We start from the raw sequence: 17,414 nt of genomic DNA, 5'->3' as shown, positions 1-17,414 counted from the left end.
TACTGACGTACGGGTGTCCACGTACTGATGTACGGACGCAGGCCGCGGCCCGTGCGGTTGCGGGGTCCCCCGCCCTTTTCAGAACCCGCTCGGTCCTCGGACCGCCTCCACGGACTCCACGGGCTCCCCCACGAACGTCCGCCACAGCCGCGCGTACCGTCCGTCCAGCGCGAGGAGCTCCTCGTGCGTGCCGTCCTCCGCGACCCGGCCGTGGTCCATCACCACGACGCGGTCCGCGCGGGCGGCCGTGGTCAGGCGGTGAGCGACGACCAGCGTGGTGCGGCGGCCCGCGATGCGGTCGGTGGCCTGGTTGACCTGCGCCTCCGTGGCGAGGTCGAGGGCAGCCGTCGCCTCGTCGAGGAGCAGGATGTCGGGGTCGACCAGTTCGGCGCGGGCCAGCGCGATCAGCTGGCGCTGCCCCGCGGAGAGGTTGCGGCCCCGCTCGGTCACCTCGTGGAGGTAGCCGCCGTCCAGGGTGGCGATCATGTCGTGCGCGCCGACCGCGCGGGCGGCGGCCTCCACCTGGGCGTCGGTGGCGTCGGGCCGCCCGTAGGCGATGGCGTCGCGGACCGTGCCCGCGAAGAGGTACGCCTCCTGCGGCACCACGCCGAGGCGGTGGCGGTACGAGGTGAGGTCGAGGGTGCGCAGATCGGCGCCGTCGACGGTCACCCGGCCGCCGGTCGGGTCGTAGAACCGGGCGACGAGCTTCACCAGCGTCGACTTGCCCGCGCCGGTCTCGCCGACGAAGGCGACGGTCTGGCCCGCGGGTATCCGCAGGCGCACGTCGCTGAGCGCCTCCTCGGGGGCGCCCTCACCGGTGGCCGCGTAGGCGAAGTCCACGTCCTCGAAGACGATCTCGCCGCGCAGCGAGAGGACCTCCGCCGGCTCGTCCGCGGCCCGCGTCGACGTCGGCTCCTGGAGCAGCTCCTGGATGCGGCCGAGGGAGACGGTCGCCTGCTGGTAGCCGTCGAAGACCTGGGAGAGCTGCTGGACGGGGGCGAAGAACAGGTCGATGTAGAGCAGGTAGGCGACGAGCGCGCCGGTCGTCAGCGTGCCCGCCTCGGCCCGGCCCGCGCCGACGATCAGCACGGCGACGACGGCGACGGACGACAGGAACTGCACGAACGGGAAGTACACGGAGATCAGCCACTGACCGCGGATGCGGGCCTGGCGGTAGCTGTCGCTGTTCGCCGCGAACCGCTCGGCGCCCGCGTGCTCGCGCCGGAAGGCCTGCACGATGCGCAGCCCGGCGACGGACTCCTGGAGGTCGGCGTTGACCGCGGAGACGCGCTCACGCGCCAGTTCGTACGCCTTCACGCTGGACTTGCGGAAGAAGTACGTGCCGACGACGAGGAGCGGCAGCGTCGCGAAGACGACGAGGGCGAGCTGCACGTCGATGACGAGCAGGGCGACCATGATGCCGAAGAACGTGACGACGGAGACGAACGCGGTGACGAGGCCGGTCTGCAGGAAGGTGGAGAGCGCGTCGACGTCGGTCGTCATCCGGGTCATGATCCGCCCGGTCAGCTCCCGCTCGTAGTAGTCGAGGCCGAGCCGCTGGAGCTGCGAGAAGATCTTCAGGCGCAGCGAGTAGAGGACCCGCTCGCCGGTGCGTCCGGTCATCCGCGTCTCGCCGGTCTGCGCCGCCCACTGCACGACGACGGCGGCGAGGGCGAGCCCGGAGGCGGCCCAGACGGCGCCGAGGGCGAGCTGGTTGACGCCCTCGTCGATGCCGTGCCGGATCAGGACCGGGAGCAGCAGCCCCATGCCGGCGTCGACGGCGACGAGCAGCAGGCTGAACAGCAGCGGCCGCCCGAAGCCGGCGAGCAGCCTGCGCAGCCCGTACGACGTCTCGGGGGTGACGGCACGTGCCTCGTCGATGCCGGGGGTGTCGGTGGCCGGGGGCAGCGCCTCGACCTGCGCGAGGAGTTCGGGGGTCGAGGGCATCCCGGAGAGTGCCGGGTCCTTGCCGCCTGCCTCGCGGTCGCCGGTCCACAGGGCGGGCGTGATGCCGCGCTCGGCGTCGAACTCGGCGTCGAGCTCCTCGCGCAGGGAGGTGTCCTCGGGCAGGTCGGCGGGGAGGGCGTGGCCCGGCGAGACGCCGCCGAGCTCGTCGGGGTCGGTGAGCAGCCGCCGGTAGAGGGCGGAGCGCTCCTCCAGCTCCTCGTGGGTGCCGAGGTCGGCGAGGCGTCCGTCGTCCAGGACGGCGATGCGGTCGGCGAGGCCGAGGGTGGAGCGGCGGTGGGCGATGAGAAGCGTGGTGCGGCCTGCCATGACCTGCTTGAGGGCCTCGTGGATCTCGTGCTCCACGCGCGCGTCCACCGCGGAGGTGGCGTCGTCGAGGACGAGGAGGCGGGGGTCGGTGAGGATGGCGCGGGCGAGCGCGATGCGCTGGCGCTGGCCGCCGGAGAGGGTGAGGCCCTGCTCGCCGACGGTGGTGTCGTACCCCTCGGGCAGCTCGGAGATGAAGCCGTGGGCCTGGGCGGCGCGCGCGGCCGTCTCGATCTGCTCGCGGGTGGCCTCCGGGAAGCCGTAGGCGATGTTGGCGCCCACGGTGTCGGAGAAGAGGAAGGAGTCCTCGGGGACGAGGCCGATGGCGGAGCGCAGCGAGTCGAGGGTCAGCTCGCGCACGTCGTGGCCGCCGATGAGGACGGCGCCGTGGGTGACGTCGTAGAAGCGCGGCAGGAGCAGCGAGACGGTGGACTTGCCGCTGCCGGAGGAGCCGACGACGGCGAGGGTCTCGCCGGGGCGTATCTCGAAGGAGAGGCCGTCGAGGACGGGGCGGTCGTCCTCGTAGGCGAAGCCCACGTCGTCGAACTCGACGGTGGCCGGGGCGTCGGCGGGCAGCTCCTTGGTGCCGTCCGTCATGCTCGGCTCGGTGTCGATGAGTTCGAGGACGCGCTCGACGCCGGCGCGGGCCTGCTGGCCGACGGTGAGGACCATGGCCAGCATCCGCACGGGGCCGACGAGCTGGGCGAGGTAGGTGGAGAAGGCGACGAAGGTGCCGAGCGTGATGTCGCCCTTGACCGCGAGCCAGCCGCCGAGGGCGAGCATGGCGACCTGACCGAGCATGGGGACGGCCTGCAAGGCGGGCGTGTAGCGGGAGTTGAGGCGGACGGTGCGCAGCCGTCCGGCGAAGAGCTTGCGTCCGACCTCGCGGAGCTTGCCGGTCTCCTGCTCCTCCTGGCCGAAGCCCTTGACCACGCGGACACCGCTGACGGCCCCGTCGACGACTCCGGCGACGGCGGCGGCCTGGGCCTGCGCGTACCAGGTGGCGGGGTGCAGGCGGGAGCGGGAGCGGCGGGCGATGACCCACAGGGCGGGAGCGACGGCGAGGGCGACGAGGGTGAGCGGCAGCGAGAGCCACGCCATGATCCCCAGGGAGATCACGAAGAGCAGGATGTTGCCGATGGTCATCGGCAGCATGAAGAGCAGGCCCTGGATGAGCTGGAGGTCGCTGGTGGCGCGGCCGACGACCTGTCCGGTGGACAGCTCGTCCTGGCGCCGCCCGTCGAGCCGCGTGATGGTGCCGTACATCTCGGTGCGCAGGTCGTGCTGCACGTCGAGGGCGAGGCGGCCGCCGTAGTAGCGGCGTATGTAGGTGAGGACGTAGACGACGAGGGCGGCGCCGATCAGCGCGCCGGCCCAGGGGCCCATGGAGCGGCCGCCGCCCTGGCCGTCGTCGCCGATGACGTCGTCGATGATCACCTTGGTGATCAGCGGTACGAGGGCCATCACGGCCATGCCGCCGAGCGAGGAGCCGAGCGCGAGCACGACGTCCTTCGGATACCGCCACGCATATCCGGTGAGCCGTTTCGCCCAGCCCCGTTGCTCTGTCACGCGGTGCCTCCCAGTCGTCTTCCCTGCCGGAAGGCACCAACGTCGGACCGGACGGATTTCATCCCGCCGCAACAAACCGGGCCCCTCAAGGGGCGCGGGGCTGTGACATGTGCGGCTCCGCCGCGTGGGCGCGACAAGCAACGACGAAGCCGCAGCCGGGCGGCTCAGGCGCCGGGCACCGCCACAAACGCCTCACGCGGCGTGATCGTCGGGGCGTACCCGCCGGCCGCCGCGGCAGCCCGGGGCGCGAGGTCCTTGTGGACCGCCCTGGCCACGCCCTGAATCGTGGCGACGCCATAGTTCATCGTGCTGTTGCCGTGCGTGAGCACGGACAACGTGTAGTCGTGCCCACCGCCCTTGAACGCCCCGATGCTGTGCACCCGCCAGCCGTGCGTGGCGCGCTGCAGCCAGCCGTTCTTGACGTGGATGGCGACGCCGGAGGGCGCGCCCGCGGGGGTGCCCCAGCGCTGGGAGGGGACGACCTTGCCCATCAGCGTGAGGAGGTACCCGCGGGAGGCGTCGGTGAGGACGGCGTTACTGCCGGTGATCAGGGCGAGGAGCTTCTGCTCGTCGGCGGCGTTGATGCGGGTGAGCCCCCAGTAGCCGCCGGAGCCGGGCACGGTCCCGGTCATCTTCGCCGCCCTGAGGAAACCTTTCACCTTGGTCACGCCGAGCTGGCGCCACAGCGTGCTGGTCGCCGCGTTGTCCGACTTGGTGATCATGGCCGTGGCAAGGGACTTCTCGCGGGACGTGAGGGACCGGCGGCTCTTCTGGGCGTCCCACAGGAGCGTGGCGAGGACGGTCGCCTTGACGACGGACGCCGAGTCGAACGAGGTGGTCGCACGCAGGGTGCAGGTCGTGTTGGTGGTGCGGTCGTGGAGGCCGACGGCGACCGTGCCCTTGCGGTTCTTCAGGGCGGCGGCGATGTCCTTGCCGAGCTTGGCGGCCAGGCCGGGCTGCGCGGAGGTGCAGGCCGGCTTCGGGGCCGTGGCGGCGGTGGCAGGCGTGGCGGCCACGGCGAGTGGCAGGAGCATCCCGGCGGTGAGGCCCACCGAAAGGACGCGAGCACGCCTGGATATGCAGGCACGGCTGTATATACCGGATGTCCGGTGAGTCATGGAGCTTCCCATCCCCTGGTGCGAAACGAGTGCGCTTACGGCCCACTCGCCCCACTTGACTCACCCATGATGGCGAAAAGTTGCACGAAAACGGGAAATGTGTGCGAAGGCTCACGGCATCCAGTCCAGCTTCGCGGGCCGCTGGCTCAGCCCAGATGCGTCGGCGCGAATATCCGCAGCAAGAGCTACGCGATCTCTCCCATCCACATCCGTCGACCCAGCTCGTCCAGATCCGCTCTGCGCTGTTCGTACTCCGGCAAGGCGATCCGCACGAGCCGCCAGAAATCCGCGCGATGGCCCGGGACAGCGACATGCGCCAGCTCATGCGCGATGACGTAGTCGATCAAGTGCATGGGGAGCTGGAAGAGCGGCCATCCGAGACTGATCACACCCGGCTGTCCCGCTCTGCCCGGCGCCCGGTAGGAACCCCACCGCTGTCCGAGGTCTCGAACCTCAAGGCTCGGCTCGACCACACCCATCCGTGCCGCCCAGGGCTGGAGCCGGTTCCGCGCCCATGCCCGGCCCGTCCGGCAGTACCAGTCGACCAACGCAGCCCGGCCCACCTCCGGGTTCTCGGCGGCAGCCTGTCCCATGACAAGCCGCCCCGCCACGAGCCGAACTCGGGAATCCGGCTCCTCCCCATCCGAAAGAGCGAGCCGGTACGTTCTGCCGAGATAGCGGAAAAGTTCCCCGTCGATCAGCCGCTTCGCCGCGTTGACCGACCGGACACGCTCCCGCTCCGCAAGCTTGGTGACCAGCCACGACCGGTGTCCTCGAACAAAGCTCTCCGCCTCCCAGACCGTACGCTCCTGGGGCACGTGCAGGACGAGCCTGGCGTCGGGGGTGACGGTGAGTGCGAACCTCTTCCTGCGCGGACTGACCCGCATCCGCAGGGCCAAGCCGTCGACGGTGAGCAGCTCACCGTCGACAGGAGCGGTCTGGTTCTCGGCGAGGACGGTCACACCCTCTATTCTCCCCGGGCCCTGCCCAGGAATCGCGGCCGGTTGTCCTGCGCGTACGCGGCGAGTCGCTGAGCCGCCGCTTCCAAGGCTGCCCAGTCGCCTCCTGCGGGCCTCAGTCCTCCCCTGAGCAAGTCGGTGTGGAGGGCACTGGCGAGATTCGTGATGTCCTGGTGCTGCCCTTGGTACGAGGCCTTGGCCATGATGTGGGCTGCTGTGTCACAGACCGCGGTCACGAGCGGCCGGACGTCGTCCTCCGTCTGCCGGATACCGGGGCTGTCCGCCACGAGTTGCTCCACCAGGCGGTAGACCTTCTGTTCCAGCGGAGAGAGACCGGCGAGCGCGGGGTCCTCCTCGTCCTCCTGCCTGGCCTCGTCGATCAGCTCCCCGAACTTCTCCACCTGTTCCTCGAAGCGGCCGGGGATCTCCCGCAGGATCTCTTCGAGCCGCTGGGAGAGCCGGGTGTACTTCTCGGGGTCCTCCCGCTTGACGCGCTCCTCCAGGTGGAAACGGAGCGCGTGCCCCATCTCGGCCGCGGCGTCCTTGGCCGGCAATGGGCGTACCGCGTCGTCGAAGCCGTACGCAGCGATCGAGACCGGCGGGATCGCCTGCTCGATCTCGGGCCCCTCCAGATGGTCGGCGATCATGGCCCGGACCTTGCGGCCGTAGCGACGCATCGTGAAGGTCCCGCCCTCGCCGTCCCGGTGCAGGCGACGGATGCGCTTCTGCAACAGGGCCCACCGTCGGGCGTCCGCTACGTAGTTGAGAGCCTCTTCGTGGGGCAGCACGCGTTCCATGGTGGCGAGGAAGGCGTGCAGGACCTCGTCGTAGCCGAACCGGACGTCTTCCGCGTCGAACCGCGCCAGGGCGTCCCGCAGCCGGACGGGGTCGGCCAGGTCCGCGTCCGTGACGCCGTTCCGGAGCAGGAACGCACGCACGGTGTCGGCAGCCGGTTTCAGGGCGTCGACCTCTTCGGACATGCTGCGCATGGTGTCGTCGACGTCGGCGTTCCGGTATCCGCGCAACGCCTCGGTGAGATGCCCGAAAACGCCGTAGTAGTCCACGACGTACCCGATTCCCTTGCCCGGGTACGGCCTGTTGACGCGGGCGACCGCCTGAAGCAGCTCGGCGTCCCTGATCGGCCGGTCCAGGTAAAGCACCTGCTCTCGTGGGGCATCGAATCCCGTCAACAGCATGGACTTCACGATCAGGAAGGCGATGGGGCTTTCCGGGTGCACGGGGTCGGGAACGGTCCGCCGCTGGGCTTCCTGGCCACCTGCCGGGGCTTCGGACCAGGGAGAGTTGCCGCTCCCCGAGCCTCCGCCATTGTGCCCGTCACTCGGCGTGGGCGGCGGGTACAGGGGCGTCGTTGCCACCCACTCAGGCTCCGGCGCCGGCTGCGGAAACCCCTTCTGGAAGCGCTCGATGTAGGCCTCCTGCCGCTTGCCGTCGGTCCACTCGGCCCACCGGCCGCGCTTGTCGTCGGCACTCGACGAAATGACGGGCACGAAGTCGATACGGCGAAGCAGCGACCGGAAGCGGTACGCCTCATGGAGATACCGAAGCCGCCCTCCGAGCTTCTCCAGCGGGATACCAGCCACGGACTCCGGGTCGTAGCCGTCGAGTTCGGCAAGCAGCCGGTCGCGCGCCGCCCGCAACGCGTGGTGGTACTGCACGGCCGCCTTACGACTCACGGCCGCGACCTGAGCCTTGAAGCCCCCGCTGGACAACACCGTTGTCACCCAGTGCTCCAGCATGTCGTCGGCCTTCGCCGCGATCATTGGCACGGACTCGGCAACGTCCCGCTCGGTGGGCCAGCGTCTGAGCAGAGCTGCCCGCTCCTCAGGGCTGCGGTCCCGCACCAAGTCGTCGAAGTTCCGGTCGAGGCTCGCCCCGTCCCGGACCTCGCCCTCGCCGGTGCGCCCTTCGTAGCGGATGCGGACAACGACACCGTCGTGCTCGGCGTCCTCCATCCGGTACTCGTCGAGGAAGCCCCGTTCGGAATCCCCGCGCCCGAAAATCCGCCGGGTGTCCTCCTCCCGACCGGTGACGATGGGCGTTCCCGTGAAGCCGATCTTCGCGGCGTTGGGGATCGCCTTGCGCAGGGCGGCGTGCAGGTAGTTGGTGTGCGAGCGGTGGGCCTCGTCGACGAGTACGAGGACATCGGACGAGGTGCTGCACTCGGGGAACTCGGGTTCCCGCTTCTTGTCCTTGCCCTTCCTCCTGGCTTTCTTCGACTTCTTGGCCTGCTCGAACTCCGCTACGAGGTTCCGGTCGTCGGCCTCCGATTCGGCCTCACCGGAGAAGGTCAGACCAGCACCGTACTTCTGGATCATCCCGAAGACGACGCGCGGCCCTCCGTCCCTCAGCAGCCCCTCCAACTGCGTGCGCGTGGTGGCTGTCTCGACATCGGACTCGCTGAGCTTCAGCGTCCGCGTCAGCTGACGCTGCAATTGAGTCCGGTCGGTGACGACCACGACCATGAACTGGCTGAGCCTGGGATGCAGATGGATCCGACGCACCAGGAACGTCATGGTCAGACTCTTGCCGGAGCCCTGGGTGTGCCAGATGACCCCGCCGCGCTCGTCCTCGTCGCCGGTCTCCCGCCGCGTCTTGCCGGTCAGCAGCCTGCGTACGGCTTTCTCAGCCGCGCGGTATTGCTGGTGCCGGGCCACGGCCTTGACGAGCCGTACAGCTCCGTCATCGGACTCGACGGGCAGCGAGATGATGTAGTGACGTACGACGTTGAGCAGCGCCGCCGGACGCAGTACGACACCGACGAGCTTCTGTTGCTCGGTGAGAGGCCGAGGGCGGTCGGAACTTCTGTCGTCACCGGTCGCGACCAACTCGGCTTCGCGCAACTCCCCCCGCAATACGCCCTCTTCCTCCGGCTGGACGCTGCGCCAGGGGTGGAAGTGTGCGGGGGTGGAACTGATCGTTCCCAGGTGCGCGGTGTCACCGGTGGCGGCGACGAGGAGCTGTACGGTCCGGAAGAGCTCGGGCACCTCGGCGGGCGCCGTCACCTCGGCGCTTGCCCGAACGTCGTCATCGTCCTCGTCGAGCGGATCGCCCGCGTAGTGCCGCAGATCGAGAACGGCCTCACGGACAGGTTCGGCCAGATCAGGGCTCTTGCATTCGACGGCGACGAGCGGGATGCCGTTGACGAAGAGGACGATGTCGAGAATGGACAGCTCACCGGAGCTGTTGATGACGCGGAGCTGGTCGACGACCGTGAAGTCGTTGGCGTCGACGCGGTCCGGGGCCCACTCGACGTACTGCACCGTGGCGGAGGGGCCGCCGTGCCCGGCGGAAGGCGCGTTGAGCACGTGCCCGTTGAGCAGGAGGTCGGTGGCGGCGAGGTTGGCGGTGAAGACGCCTTGGCCGAGCGGGACGGAGGCGAGCTCTTGGATGGAGCGCTCGATGTCATCGCGGTCCATCCACGATGCCCCGTCGGCGGCGCGGAGGTTGATGCGCCGCAGCGCGTCGGCCAGCTTGCTCTTGAGCAGCGGCATGCCGGCGTCGAGCGTGCCGACGTCCGCACCGGACTGGTGCTGCCACCCCATGGCCTTCAACTGCGCGACGAACGGCCGCTCCACCTCGTCCCGCTCCACCTGTGCCACCGTGAACCCGCGCCTCTCTTCGCACAAACGCCCTGGTGGTCCATTGTGCGCTTTGGGTGCGGGGTGCGGGAGGGGTATCCGGGGCTCAGCTGGTGCGGCCTCGGTCCGTTTCTCTCTCCTCGTCCTCCTCTTCCTCTTCGTCGCCCTCCTCTTCGTCGCCCTCCGCTTCGGAGTCGTCGTCGTACGCGGGTACGGGGAGGCGGGCCCCGCGGCTTCGGGCGATCCGGGTCACGTCTCGCAGGGACTCGGCCATGCGGGCGGCCAAGTAGCAGAGTTGGGGCACGGTGGCCTTCGTGTCGTCGGTCAGATCGGCGGCGTGTCCTAGGAGCTCGTCAGCCATGCCGAGTTGGATGGATTCGATGTTGTCGGCAATACGGGAGATGTGACCGGTTCCGTCACCGATGAGGTAGCAGGGGTTGCTGTCGGAGTTGGACCAGGGGAGGAGGCGAGGGGCCGTCGTGCTGATGGAGGAGGCCTCGGGGGCCTCGTGTGCGATCACGCGGCGGCCACCTCGATGCCGTGGATGTGGCGGGGTCCTACGTCGACGCCATGCACGGCGAGCCACAGGGCGCGGCGGCGGGAGCGTTGACGCTTGGCCTCCTCGCGTTGCTCGTAGGTAAGGAGGTAGGGGCGGATGAGGGGATTGTCCTCGCCGCGCAGGGTGGTGTCGTACGGGAGGGGGTGGCGGTGACGCCCGGATGCGGGCCAGACGTACCGCAACAGCGGCTCGGCAAGGCGGGTGATACGGCGCAACACGTCTTCAACTCCTGAGTGAGGGCCTTTGCGTGCGGGCCGGCCATGAAGGTCGCAGCACCGCTTACGCACCTCTGTGTAGCGATCCACTCACAGAGTGAGACGTCCCGGACTACCCTCACCAGGGGGAAGCGCGTGACAAAGCGCCTGTCACACGGGAGCTGACGATGAGTAACATCTATGGGGAATGGCTGCGGGACCAACGGGAAGCGGCTGGGCTCACACAGCAGGAGCTGGCCGACATGGCACTCATGACGCGTTCGCACATCGCGCACATCGAGGCGGGGCGCCGGATCCCTTCCAAGGAGGACGCGCGCCGGCTCGACAGGGCGCTGGGCACGGGGAATGTACTGAGCAGCTTCCTGCCGGACGACGACATGGCGGTGGCCGAGTACTTCGAGACGGCGCTGCAACTCGAACAACAGGCGACGATGATCAGGGAGTTCGCCCTGTCGTTCATCCCCGGCATCCTCCAGACGGAGAGGTACGCGCGTGCGGTTCTGGGCACGTCGTTCCCTCCTGTGAGTGAACAGGAATGTGACAGGCTCGTTGTCACACGCCTGGACCGCGCGAAGATCCTGGAGGATCCGGTGCGGCCCGTAGTGTGGGCGTTGCTTGATGAGGCGGTGCTGCGTCGGGTCGTCGGTGGCCCAGGGGTGATGGCGGAGCAGCTACGGCACGTTGTGGGTTTGGTGGAGTCAGGGCGCGTGCGTGTACACGTGCTGCCGCTCACGTTGGGTTTCCATCCACTGCTGGAAAGCATGCTCACACTGCTCTGGTTCGAGGACCAGCCACCCGTGGCGTACAGCGAAGGGGTGGGCATGGGCAAGGTGCATGACTCCCCCTCCATGGTCCACCAGCTGCAAGCTCGTTACGATCACGCACTGAGCGATGCACTGCCGCTGAAGCAATCACTCGCCTTGTTGCGGGCAACAGCGAAGGACTATGAGAACTGTGACTAGCCACAACACCCCAGACGCTGCCGTACTGAACGGCTGGCGGAAGTCGTCCTACAGCGGCAGCGAAGGGGGGAGCTGCGTGGAGGTCCTGGACAACCACCCCACCGGCATTCCGGTCCGCGACTCCAAGGTGCCGCACGGCCCCGCACTGGTCTTCCCGTCGACAGGCTGGTCCTCGTTCATCACGGCGCTCAAGACCGGCCACCTCACCAACTGACACCCCCTCTCGGCGAGCGTGACAACCCCTGCGTCACACTCTCCGAACCTGCCCTCCCAGGGACGTGCCCCGACCTCAGGCCGCCATCGCCACCTTGACTCGTCCGGAGAGCAAGTCATCCACGAGCCCCTGCTTCAGCTTGCGGAGCTTTTCCAACTCCTCCGACTCACGGGCAATCTGCGCATCACAGGCTTCGAGCGTGGCGATAATCTCCCTCTGCTCATCCAGCGATTCCGGCAGATCGATCTCCATGTTCCGCAGCCGGGACGGATTCACATTCACCTGCTGCACAGCAACGGTGGAGATAGCCCGAACCCGCTGCCTGATCACGGGGTGCATCAACCATTCGACGAGGTATTCGGGGAGAACCCGTCGCACATTCGGATTCAGGCGCACCAGATACGACGCAAAGGTCGCTCCTGGTAGCTCGTCACGCCACAGCGCTGCCTTACCGATGTGATCGATGCTGTTGGTCCGATTGAACAGGACGTCGCCCTGGCGGAGATAAAGCCTTTCGGGAACCGCCACCGGACAATACCGAAGCTCGCCCACGTCGACGCGGCTGCCCTGGATGTTGTTCATACGCAACACAGGAACACCGCCAGCATCCCTGTCGAGCGCTTCGGAGATCCCGTACTCGGCCGCAGGAACGACATCCTTGAGCGGCACACGAATCCAACCCGGCGAAGGCTCTTTGTGGGCAATGGATTCCAACGATGCCAGCAACACCCCCTGCCGCACGCTGCGCAGCTTGGCAATCGACGCCTCAATGTCACGCTCCAACTCTGTGACACTGCCGATCACCTCAACGATCCGCCTCTGCATCTCCAGTGGAAGGCGAGGAACACGGAGTCGGCGGAGGGTCTCACCAGAGATCTTGACCATGCTCTCCGAGGTTCCCTGAGCCATCGCCATGATGCTCCGCCGGGTGCGCGGCCAGCGCAGCACGATCTCCAGGAATCCGGTCAGGTACTCATCAGCCGGTCGAAGACGCATCATCAGGTCCGGATAAATGCAGGGGGTTCCAACGTCCCGGTAAATTCCTGCCAACCCCACCAGGGTCCGGGTGTTCGCACGGCTAACCAATAGGTCGCCATCCTGAAGGGCAGCTGAGTGTGTCTCTTTCACCGACGAGGGGGCATTCTTCAGCTGGACAGGTACAAACCCATCCGGTGAAAGACAGCCCAGGCCCAGCATTTGCACCCCGGTCCACGGCTCACTCTCAGCGGGCGAGAACCCGTTACGGATCGGCTCAGCCAGGACATCGCCGAGCGGCAGCGTCGGCCATACCTCATCCGACATAGCACAGCTCCTTCAAAAACCCGTCCAGCTCCCTCTCAGCCCGCTCCCGCCCCTCCCGAATCTCCCGCAAAGAGACCCCATACTTCCGCTCCCACACTTCATAAGACGCCGCCAACTCCCGCTGCCACCGCACCACATGACCCTCCAGCTTCGCCGCCAGGTCATCCCGCAGTAGGTCCAGCACCACCCGGCGTCGCCCTTCCTCCCCCAGCTCGTCCCGCGCCCGGAACAAGCGGGGCGGCTCCTCGCCCAGCTTCGGCGGGTCGCTCGGGTACGGCTGGTACCAGAACTCCCCCTCAAGCCGCTTGATCGTCGCGTTCGCCTTCGTACGGGCCTTCTTCACGGCGGCGATCTCAGTCAGCAGTTTCGCCAACTCCTCTACGGAGAGCGCAACTTCCTCGATGTCTACCGCGTCCTCGGCGTCCGGGGCGGCCTCGCCCTCACCCTCGTCGCCCTCCCCCTCGGACGAGGAACCCGGCACCCGCCCCTCCAGCTCCTTCAGCCGCGCGTCCAGCTCCGCCTTCTTCGCGTCCGCCTTCGCCAGCTCCTCCAAGAAGTCGGGCGCGATCGCCGCGACCACCTTGTGGTCGTACGCCTGGCGCCGCTCGGCCGCCGTCCGCTTCCGCAGCTTCCGCGTACGGGGGTCCTGTTCCGGCGCCAGCATCGTCTCCACGTTCTCGACCCAGCCGTCGATCACGCCCTTGAAACCGTTCTCGGACAGCGCCAGCAGGTCGTACTTGGCCTCGTACCACCACCCGGCAACCGCCCCCGCCAGCGCATACCGGTCAAGGAGCCCGACCTCGCTCAACCGCTCCACGAACGACTTCATCAGCGACGCCCGTACCCGCATCAGCGCGGCCTTCCGCTCCGAGGCCGTCGACGTGGCCAGAGACTCCTTGGTCGCGGCCACCGCCTCCAGTTCCCGTGCCTCCGCCGCCCACCACGCGGCGAACGCCTCCCGCAACGCCTCCTCCCGGGGCCGGGCCAGCTCGCCCATGTCCGGCCGCTCGCCCTCCCTCCGGAAGTCCACATACGCCGGGTCCGCCGGCTCCCGCTCCACGAACAGGTCTCCGACCCCGATCCCGTACGCGTCGAGCAGCGGCTTCTTCGCCTCGATCTCCGCGCGCGGCACCCCACCCACCAGGTGGGCCCGCACGTCCTGCGGCTCGGGCGGCGGCGTGTTGTCCACGTAGCGGCGGATGTTGAGGTTGTCGTCGTTGGCGGCCAGTTCCTCGCGGCTCACGATCCGGGAGAACCCCGGGACCTCCGCCCACGAGCGGAACGTGGACACGATCTTCTCGGCATGCTCGGGCAGCAGGACGTTCTGCGCGCGCTCCGCATGGAATTCCCGGTCCGCGTTGATGAACAGAACGCCCTTGTTCGTCCGCTTCCCCGGCGGGCGCAGCACCAGGATGCAGGCCGGGATGCCCGTCCCGTAGAAGAGATTCGGAGCCAGACCGATGACGGCCTCAACCGCGTCGTCGTCCAAGAGCTGCGTACGGATGGCCTGTTCACCGCCGCCCCGGAACAGCACCCCGTGCGGCATGACCGTAATGACCATGCCACCGCGCCCCTCCCGCTTTGTCTCCCACAGCATGTGCTGGAGGAACATCAGGTCGGCCTTGCCGCGCTCGCTCGTCGCCCCGTACTTCGTTCGCTCGGTCCGGTGTGCCAGCTCTTCGAGGACGTAGTCCATGGAGAACGGCGGGTTGCTGAGCACCCCGTCGAAGCGGTCCGCGTCAGACTTCGGCACATGCGTGGGGTGCGCCAAAGTGTCGCCGGTCGTGAGATCGAAGCGGCCCACGCCGTGCAGGACCATGTTCATCGTCGACATGATCCAGGAGCCACTGTTCGCGTCCTGGCCGGCGAAGAACATGTTCGAGATATCACCGCCGTGCTCCTCCACGTACTCCTTGGCGTGGATCAGCATGCCTCCCGAGCCGACACACGGGTCGTAGATCCGCATGCCCTGCGTCGGGGCTAGGAGCTCGACCATCATGCGGACCACAGCACGCGGAGTGTAGAACTCACCGCCCTTACGGCCCGCCGAGTCCGCGAACTCCTTGATCAGGTACTCGTACGCGGCGCCGATCAGGTCAGGGAACTCGAAGTCGTCCGTGCGCAGCCGGATACGCCCGAAGTGCGCGATGAGCAGCCTGAGCCGCTGGTCGGCGAGCTTGGCCGCGCCCGAGGCGACACCGGATCCGCCGATGCGGTTGAAGTCGAGGTGGTCAAAGAGCCCCTTGAGCTTGTCGTTCTGCCCTTCGAGGAGCTGAAGCGCGGGACGCAAGGCGCTCTCATTGATGTTGGAGGCAGCGGCCGCAATGATCTGCCAGCGGGCTTCAGCCGGCACGAACAGCACATCGCGCTGGCGGTATTCGGACGGCCGCTCCAGGTAGGTGTCCAGGTCCTCGCCTTCGAGGCGGAGCTCCTTCGCCGCGTACTGCTTGATCTCCTCCCGCGCCGCCTCGAACTCGTCATTGGCCCGCTTCAGGAAGAGCAGACCGAAGATGTAGTCCTTGTACTCGGAGGCGTCCATCGTGCCCCGGAGAATGTCCGCAGCGGCGAAAAGGTGCCGCTCCAGCTGGGCGAGCGTGAGCTTGGCCACGTACCGACTCCCTACGACCTGAGATGACCGGCCAACACTATGGCCCTCCCCGGTCCGCACTGAAATCCGTCAGTACGAGGAGATCCCGAGAGCCTCTTCCACGAAGATGTGCATGTCCGTGTACGGGTCCCGGTCGATCTTGGCCACGTGCGGGCCATGCTGAGCGTTCATCTGCTCGGCGTTGTCCTTCGCCTTCTGGAAGCGCTTCAGGACCTGGTGCGGGAGAACGACCTTGGAGTTCTCCGCGTCCTGTGAGCCCGGCGTGAACGGCAGCCGCTTGGCGGCCTCGCCGCACACCCCGGAGAACATTCCGCTCACCGGACGGTAGTGGGCAAGGCGCCACACCTCGAAGCACGGGTGCGAGAAAGCGACCTCGACACCGGCCTCCTTGGCCTGCTTCATGGCTTCTGCGAGATACGGGTACTTGTCGTGGTCGAAGACGCACCACACCTGCGGCATCATCGCCGACTTCAGCTTCGCCCGCTTGGCCTCGCGAGTGACCTCTCGCTTGAGCCGGGCGGCCTTCTCCACCAGATCGAGCGGCTTGCGGTGGCTCTTGCGGTTCCGCTCTTCGATGTGCAGGACGACCTGGAGCCCTGGGTCCTTGCGGACGCAGTTCTCGTCGTCCGTGATGATGTCGAAGTAGGAGGGCTCGGTCTCCTTTCCCTCGGTGAAGACGTAGACCTCGCGTCTGCGTCGCCCGGCCCCCTTGGACCGCTTCAGCGAGTCCTTGCCCCGGTCCCCCCGCGCCATCAGTCCTGCCCCACCTGGTCGGCCATCTCCTCGTACGCACCGAACTCGCGGGCAGCGTAAGCCCGCCGAGCGATCTGGCCCTCCAGCAGCGAGGGCACGCCGCCGAAGACACCGGCCAGATAGGACCGGGTCAGATCCTCGTCCTTGCCCGGGTCGGCGTCCGTCAACGGATAGAGGGTCGTCGCCCCCTCCTTGTCCTTCTCCGTCAGCCACACCTGGCCTGGGGCAAGGAGCCGCTCGCCGATCGGCGTGGTGAGGACCGTCGCGTCGTGCGACGTGAAGACCAGCTGGGCCCCGTTCGGGTTCGCCTGCGGGTCGTGGAAGAGCCGGATGACCTCTGCGGCGAAGCGCGAATGCAGACTCGCGTCGAGCTCGTCCACGAGCAGAACCGCGCCCTCGTCGAGGGCCAGGAGCATCGGGCCCAGAAGGGCGAACCAGGAGCGTGTGCCAAACGACTCGGCCTGCCAGTCGAAGGGAACATCCCCGGCCGCCGAACGGTGTGTCAGCTTCACCCCCTGCTGCCCGGGGCCCTCCTGCACGATCTCCGCACCGGTGATGCCGAGGTCGGCCACACGGAGCAGCTCCCGGATGCGCAGTGCCCTCTCGCCCGAAAGTTCACGGGTGGTGAATTTCTCGCGCTGGGGTCGGTCGTCCTCCGGATTGATCATCCACAGATTGCGCCGGAACCAGTGGAACAGGGGGGACAGCTGCGGGTGGTTGTCCGTACCCGCCGTGGACAGCAAGAGGGCGTTCGGGCGCGTGCGGCGCACGAGTTGGGCCCTGTCACGGACACGTCCGCCCGGCCATTTGAAAGCATCCGCACGCGAGGCATCGCGGTCAAGCCACTCCTGGCGGCGACCACGCGGGTAGCTGTGCAGCCATTCCGACTCGACTCGTGTGGGCCCGAGCTCGAAACCGTACGTCCAGCGGACCGAGTCGATGATGATGTCGACTTCGAAGAAGGATGGTTCGCCCTCGCTCTTGGGGCTCAGGGCGAAGACATTGCGTTTGATGCCTTCGTACGCGGCCCAGTGCGCGTAGGAGTTGAGGACTGCGTCGCGCATGTCGCCCATGGCGGCCAGGACATTCGACTTGCCTGACGCGTTCGCGCCGAAGATGCCGAGCAGGGGATATACCTCTACGGAGTCGCCTCCCGCGAGCTCCAGCGAGTTCGCCGCCCCTTCCGGTTCCTCCTCAGGTGCGATGAAGGACAGTTCCTGCTCCTCGCGCAGAGATCGCACGTTCGCGGCACGGAACCTCAGCAGCACGCTGTCCTCCTCTCCGA

The 17,414-nt window shown here is 67.9% G+C and carries 12 protein-coding genes; 2 read left to right on the top strand and 10 right to left on the bottom strand.

Translation table 11 applies throughout. The features are described 5' to 3' along the window. Positions 1 to 78 precede the first annotated feature (78 nt). From ACZ6CV_RS23585 to ACZ6CV_RS23560, 6 genes are all read right to left on the bottom strand, one after another. Positions 79 to 3,840, bottom strand: a complete 3,762-nt coding sequence (locus tag ACZ6CV_RS23585; protein WP_469252683.1) for an ABC transporter ATP-binding protein — start codon at positions 3,838 to 3,840, stop codon at positions 79 to 81. 164 nt (positions 3,841 to 4,004) lie between these two features. Continuing rightward, on the bottom strand, positions 4,005 to 4,958 hold the full coding sequence (locus ACZ6CV_RS23580) for a serine hydrolase (RefSeq protein WP_469252682.1): 954 nt from the start codon (positions 4,956 to 4,958) through the stop codon (positions 4,005 to 4,007). A gap of 185 nt (positions 4,959 to 5,143) precedes the next feature. Next, complete coding sequence (locus tag ACZ6CV_RS23575) at positions 5,144 to 5,920, bottom strand: M48 family metallopeptidase (RefSeq protein ID WP_469252681.1); 777 nt, start codon at positions 5,918 to 5,920, stop codon at positions 5,144 to 5,146. A gap of 5 nt (positions 5,921 to 5,925) precedes the next feature. Then, positions 5,926 to 9,528: a type I restriction endonuclease subunit R gene (locus tag ACZ6CV_RS23570; RefSeq protein ID WP_469252680.1), complete on the bottom strand. Its 3,603-nt coding sequence runs from the start codon at positions 9,526 to 9,528 to the stop codon at positions 5,926 to 5,928. A gap of 94 nt (positions 9,529 to 9,622) precedes the next feature. Further along, positions 9,623 to 10,033, bottom strand: coding sequence for a hypothetical protein (locus tag ACZ6CV_RS23565; protein WP_469252759.1), 411 nt, complete (start codon positions 10,031 to 10,033; stop codon positions 9,623 to 9,625). After that, positions 10,033 to 10,293, bottom strand: coding sequence for a hypothetical protein (locus tag ACZ6CV_RS23560; protein WP_469252679.1), 261 nt, complete (start codon positions 10,291 to 10,293; stop codon positions 10,033 to 10,035). Before ACZ6CV_RS23560 ends, ACZ6CV_RS23565 begins: the two co-directional genes overlap by 1 nt. Positions 10,294 to 10,457: 164 nt before the next feature. Here ACZ6CV_RS23560 and ACZ6CV_RS23555 point away from each other — a divergent pair, with 164 nt between their 5' ends. Both ACZ6CV_RS23555 and ACZ6CV_RS23550 read left to right on the top strand, forming a co-directional pair. Continuing rightward, the gene (locus ACZ6CV_RS23555; RefSeq protein WP_469252678.1) at positions 10,458 to 11,252 is read left to right on the top strand and encodes a helix-turn-helix domain-containing protein; all 795 of its coding nucleotides are present in this window, start codon (positions 10,458 to 10,460) and stop codon (positions 11,250 to 11,252) included. Then, positions 11,245 to 11,466 carry a DUF397 domain-containing protein gene (locus ACZ6CV_RS23550; RefSeq protein ID WP_469252677.1) on the top strand — a complete coding sequence of 74 codons (222 nt, stop codon included), beginning with the start codon at positions 11,245 to 11,247 and terminating at the stop codon, positions 11,464 to 11,466. Before ACZ6CV_RS23555 ends, ACZ6CV_RS23550 begins: the two co-directional genes overlap by 8 nt. 75 nt (positions 11,467 to 11,541) lie before the next feature. Here the strand turns inward: ACZ6CV_RS23550 and ACZ6CV_RS23545 are convergent, their stop codons facing one another. The 4 genes from ACZ6CV_RS23545 to ACZ6CV_RS23530 form a co-directional block, all read right to left on the bottom strand. Further along, positions 11,542 to 12,768: a restriction endonuclease subunit S gene (locus ACZ6CV_RS23545; protein WP_469252676.1), complete on the bottom strand. Its 1,227-nt coding sequence runs from the start codon at positions 12,766 to 12,768 to the stop codon at positions 11,542 to 11,544. Beyond that, positions 12,758 to 15,376 (bottom strand): type I restriction-modification system subunit M, encoded by a 2,619-nt coding sequence (locus ACZ6CV_RS23540; protein WP_469252675.1) that lies wholly within the window; start codon positions 15,374 to 15,376, stop codon positions 12,758 to 12,760. The genes ACZ6CV_RS23545 and ACZ6CV_RS23540 overlap by 11 nt, the downstream gene beginning before the upstream one ends. A gap of 69 nt (positions 15,377 to 15,445) precedes the next feature. Next, positions 15,446 to 16,129: an RloB family protein gene (locus ACZ6CV_RS23535; protein ID WP_469252674.1), complete on the bottom strand. Its 684-nt coding sequence runs from the start codon at positions 16,127 to 16,129 to the stop codon at positions 15,446 to 15,448. Further along, positions 16,129 to 17,397, bottom strand: a complete 1,269-nt coding sequence (locus tag ACZ6CV_RS23530; RefSeq protein WP_469252673.1) for an AAA family ATPase — start codon at positions 17,395 to 17,397, stop codon at positions 16,129 to 16,131. The genes ACZ6CV_RS23535 and ACZ6CV_RS23530 overlap by 1 nt, the downstream gene beginning before the upstream one ends. Positions 17,398 to 17,414: the final 17 nt, after the last annotated feature.

Source organism: Streptomyces sp. NPDC041713 (assembly GCF_055591085.1).
The sequence above is the reverse complement of the archived record's forward strand: the minus strand, read 5'-3'. Positions and strand labels throughout refer to the sequence as shown.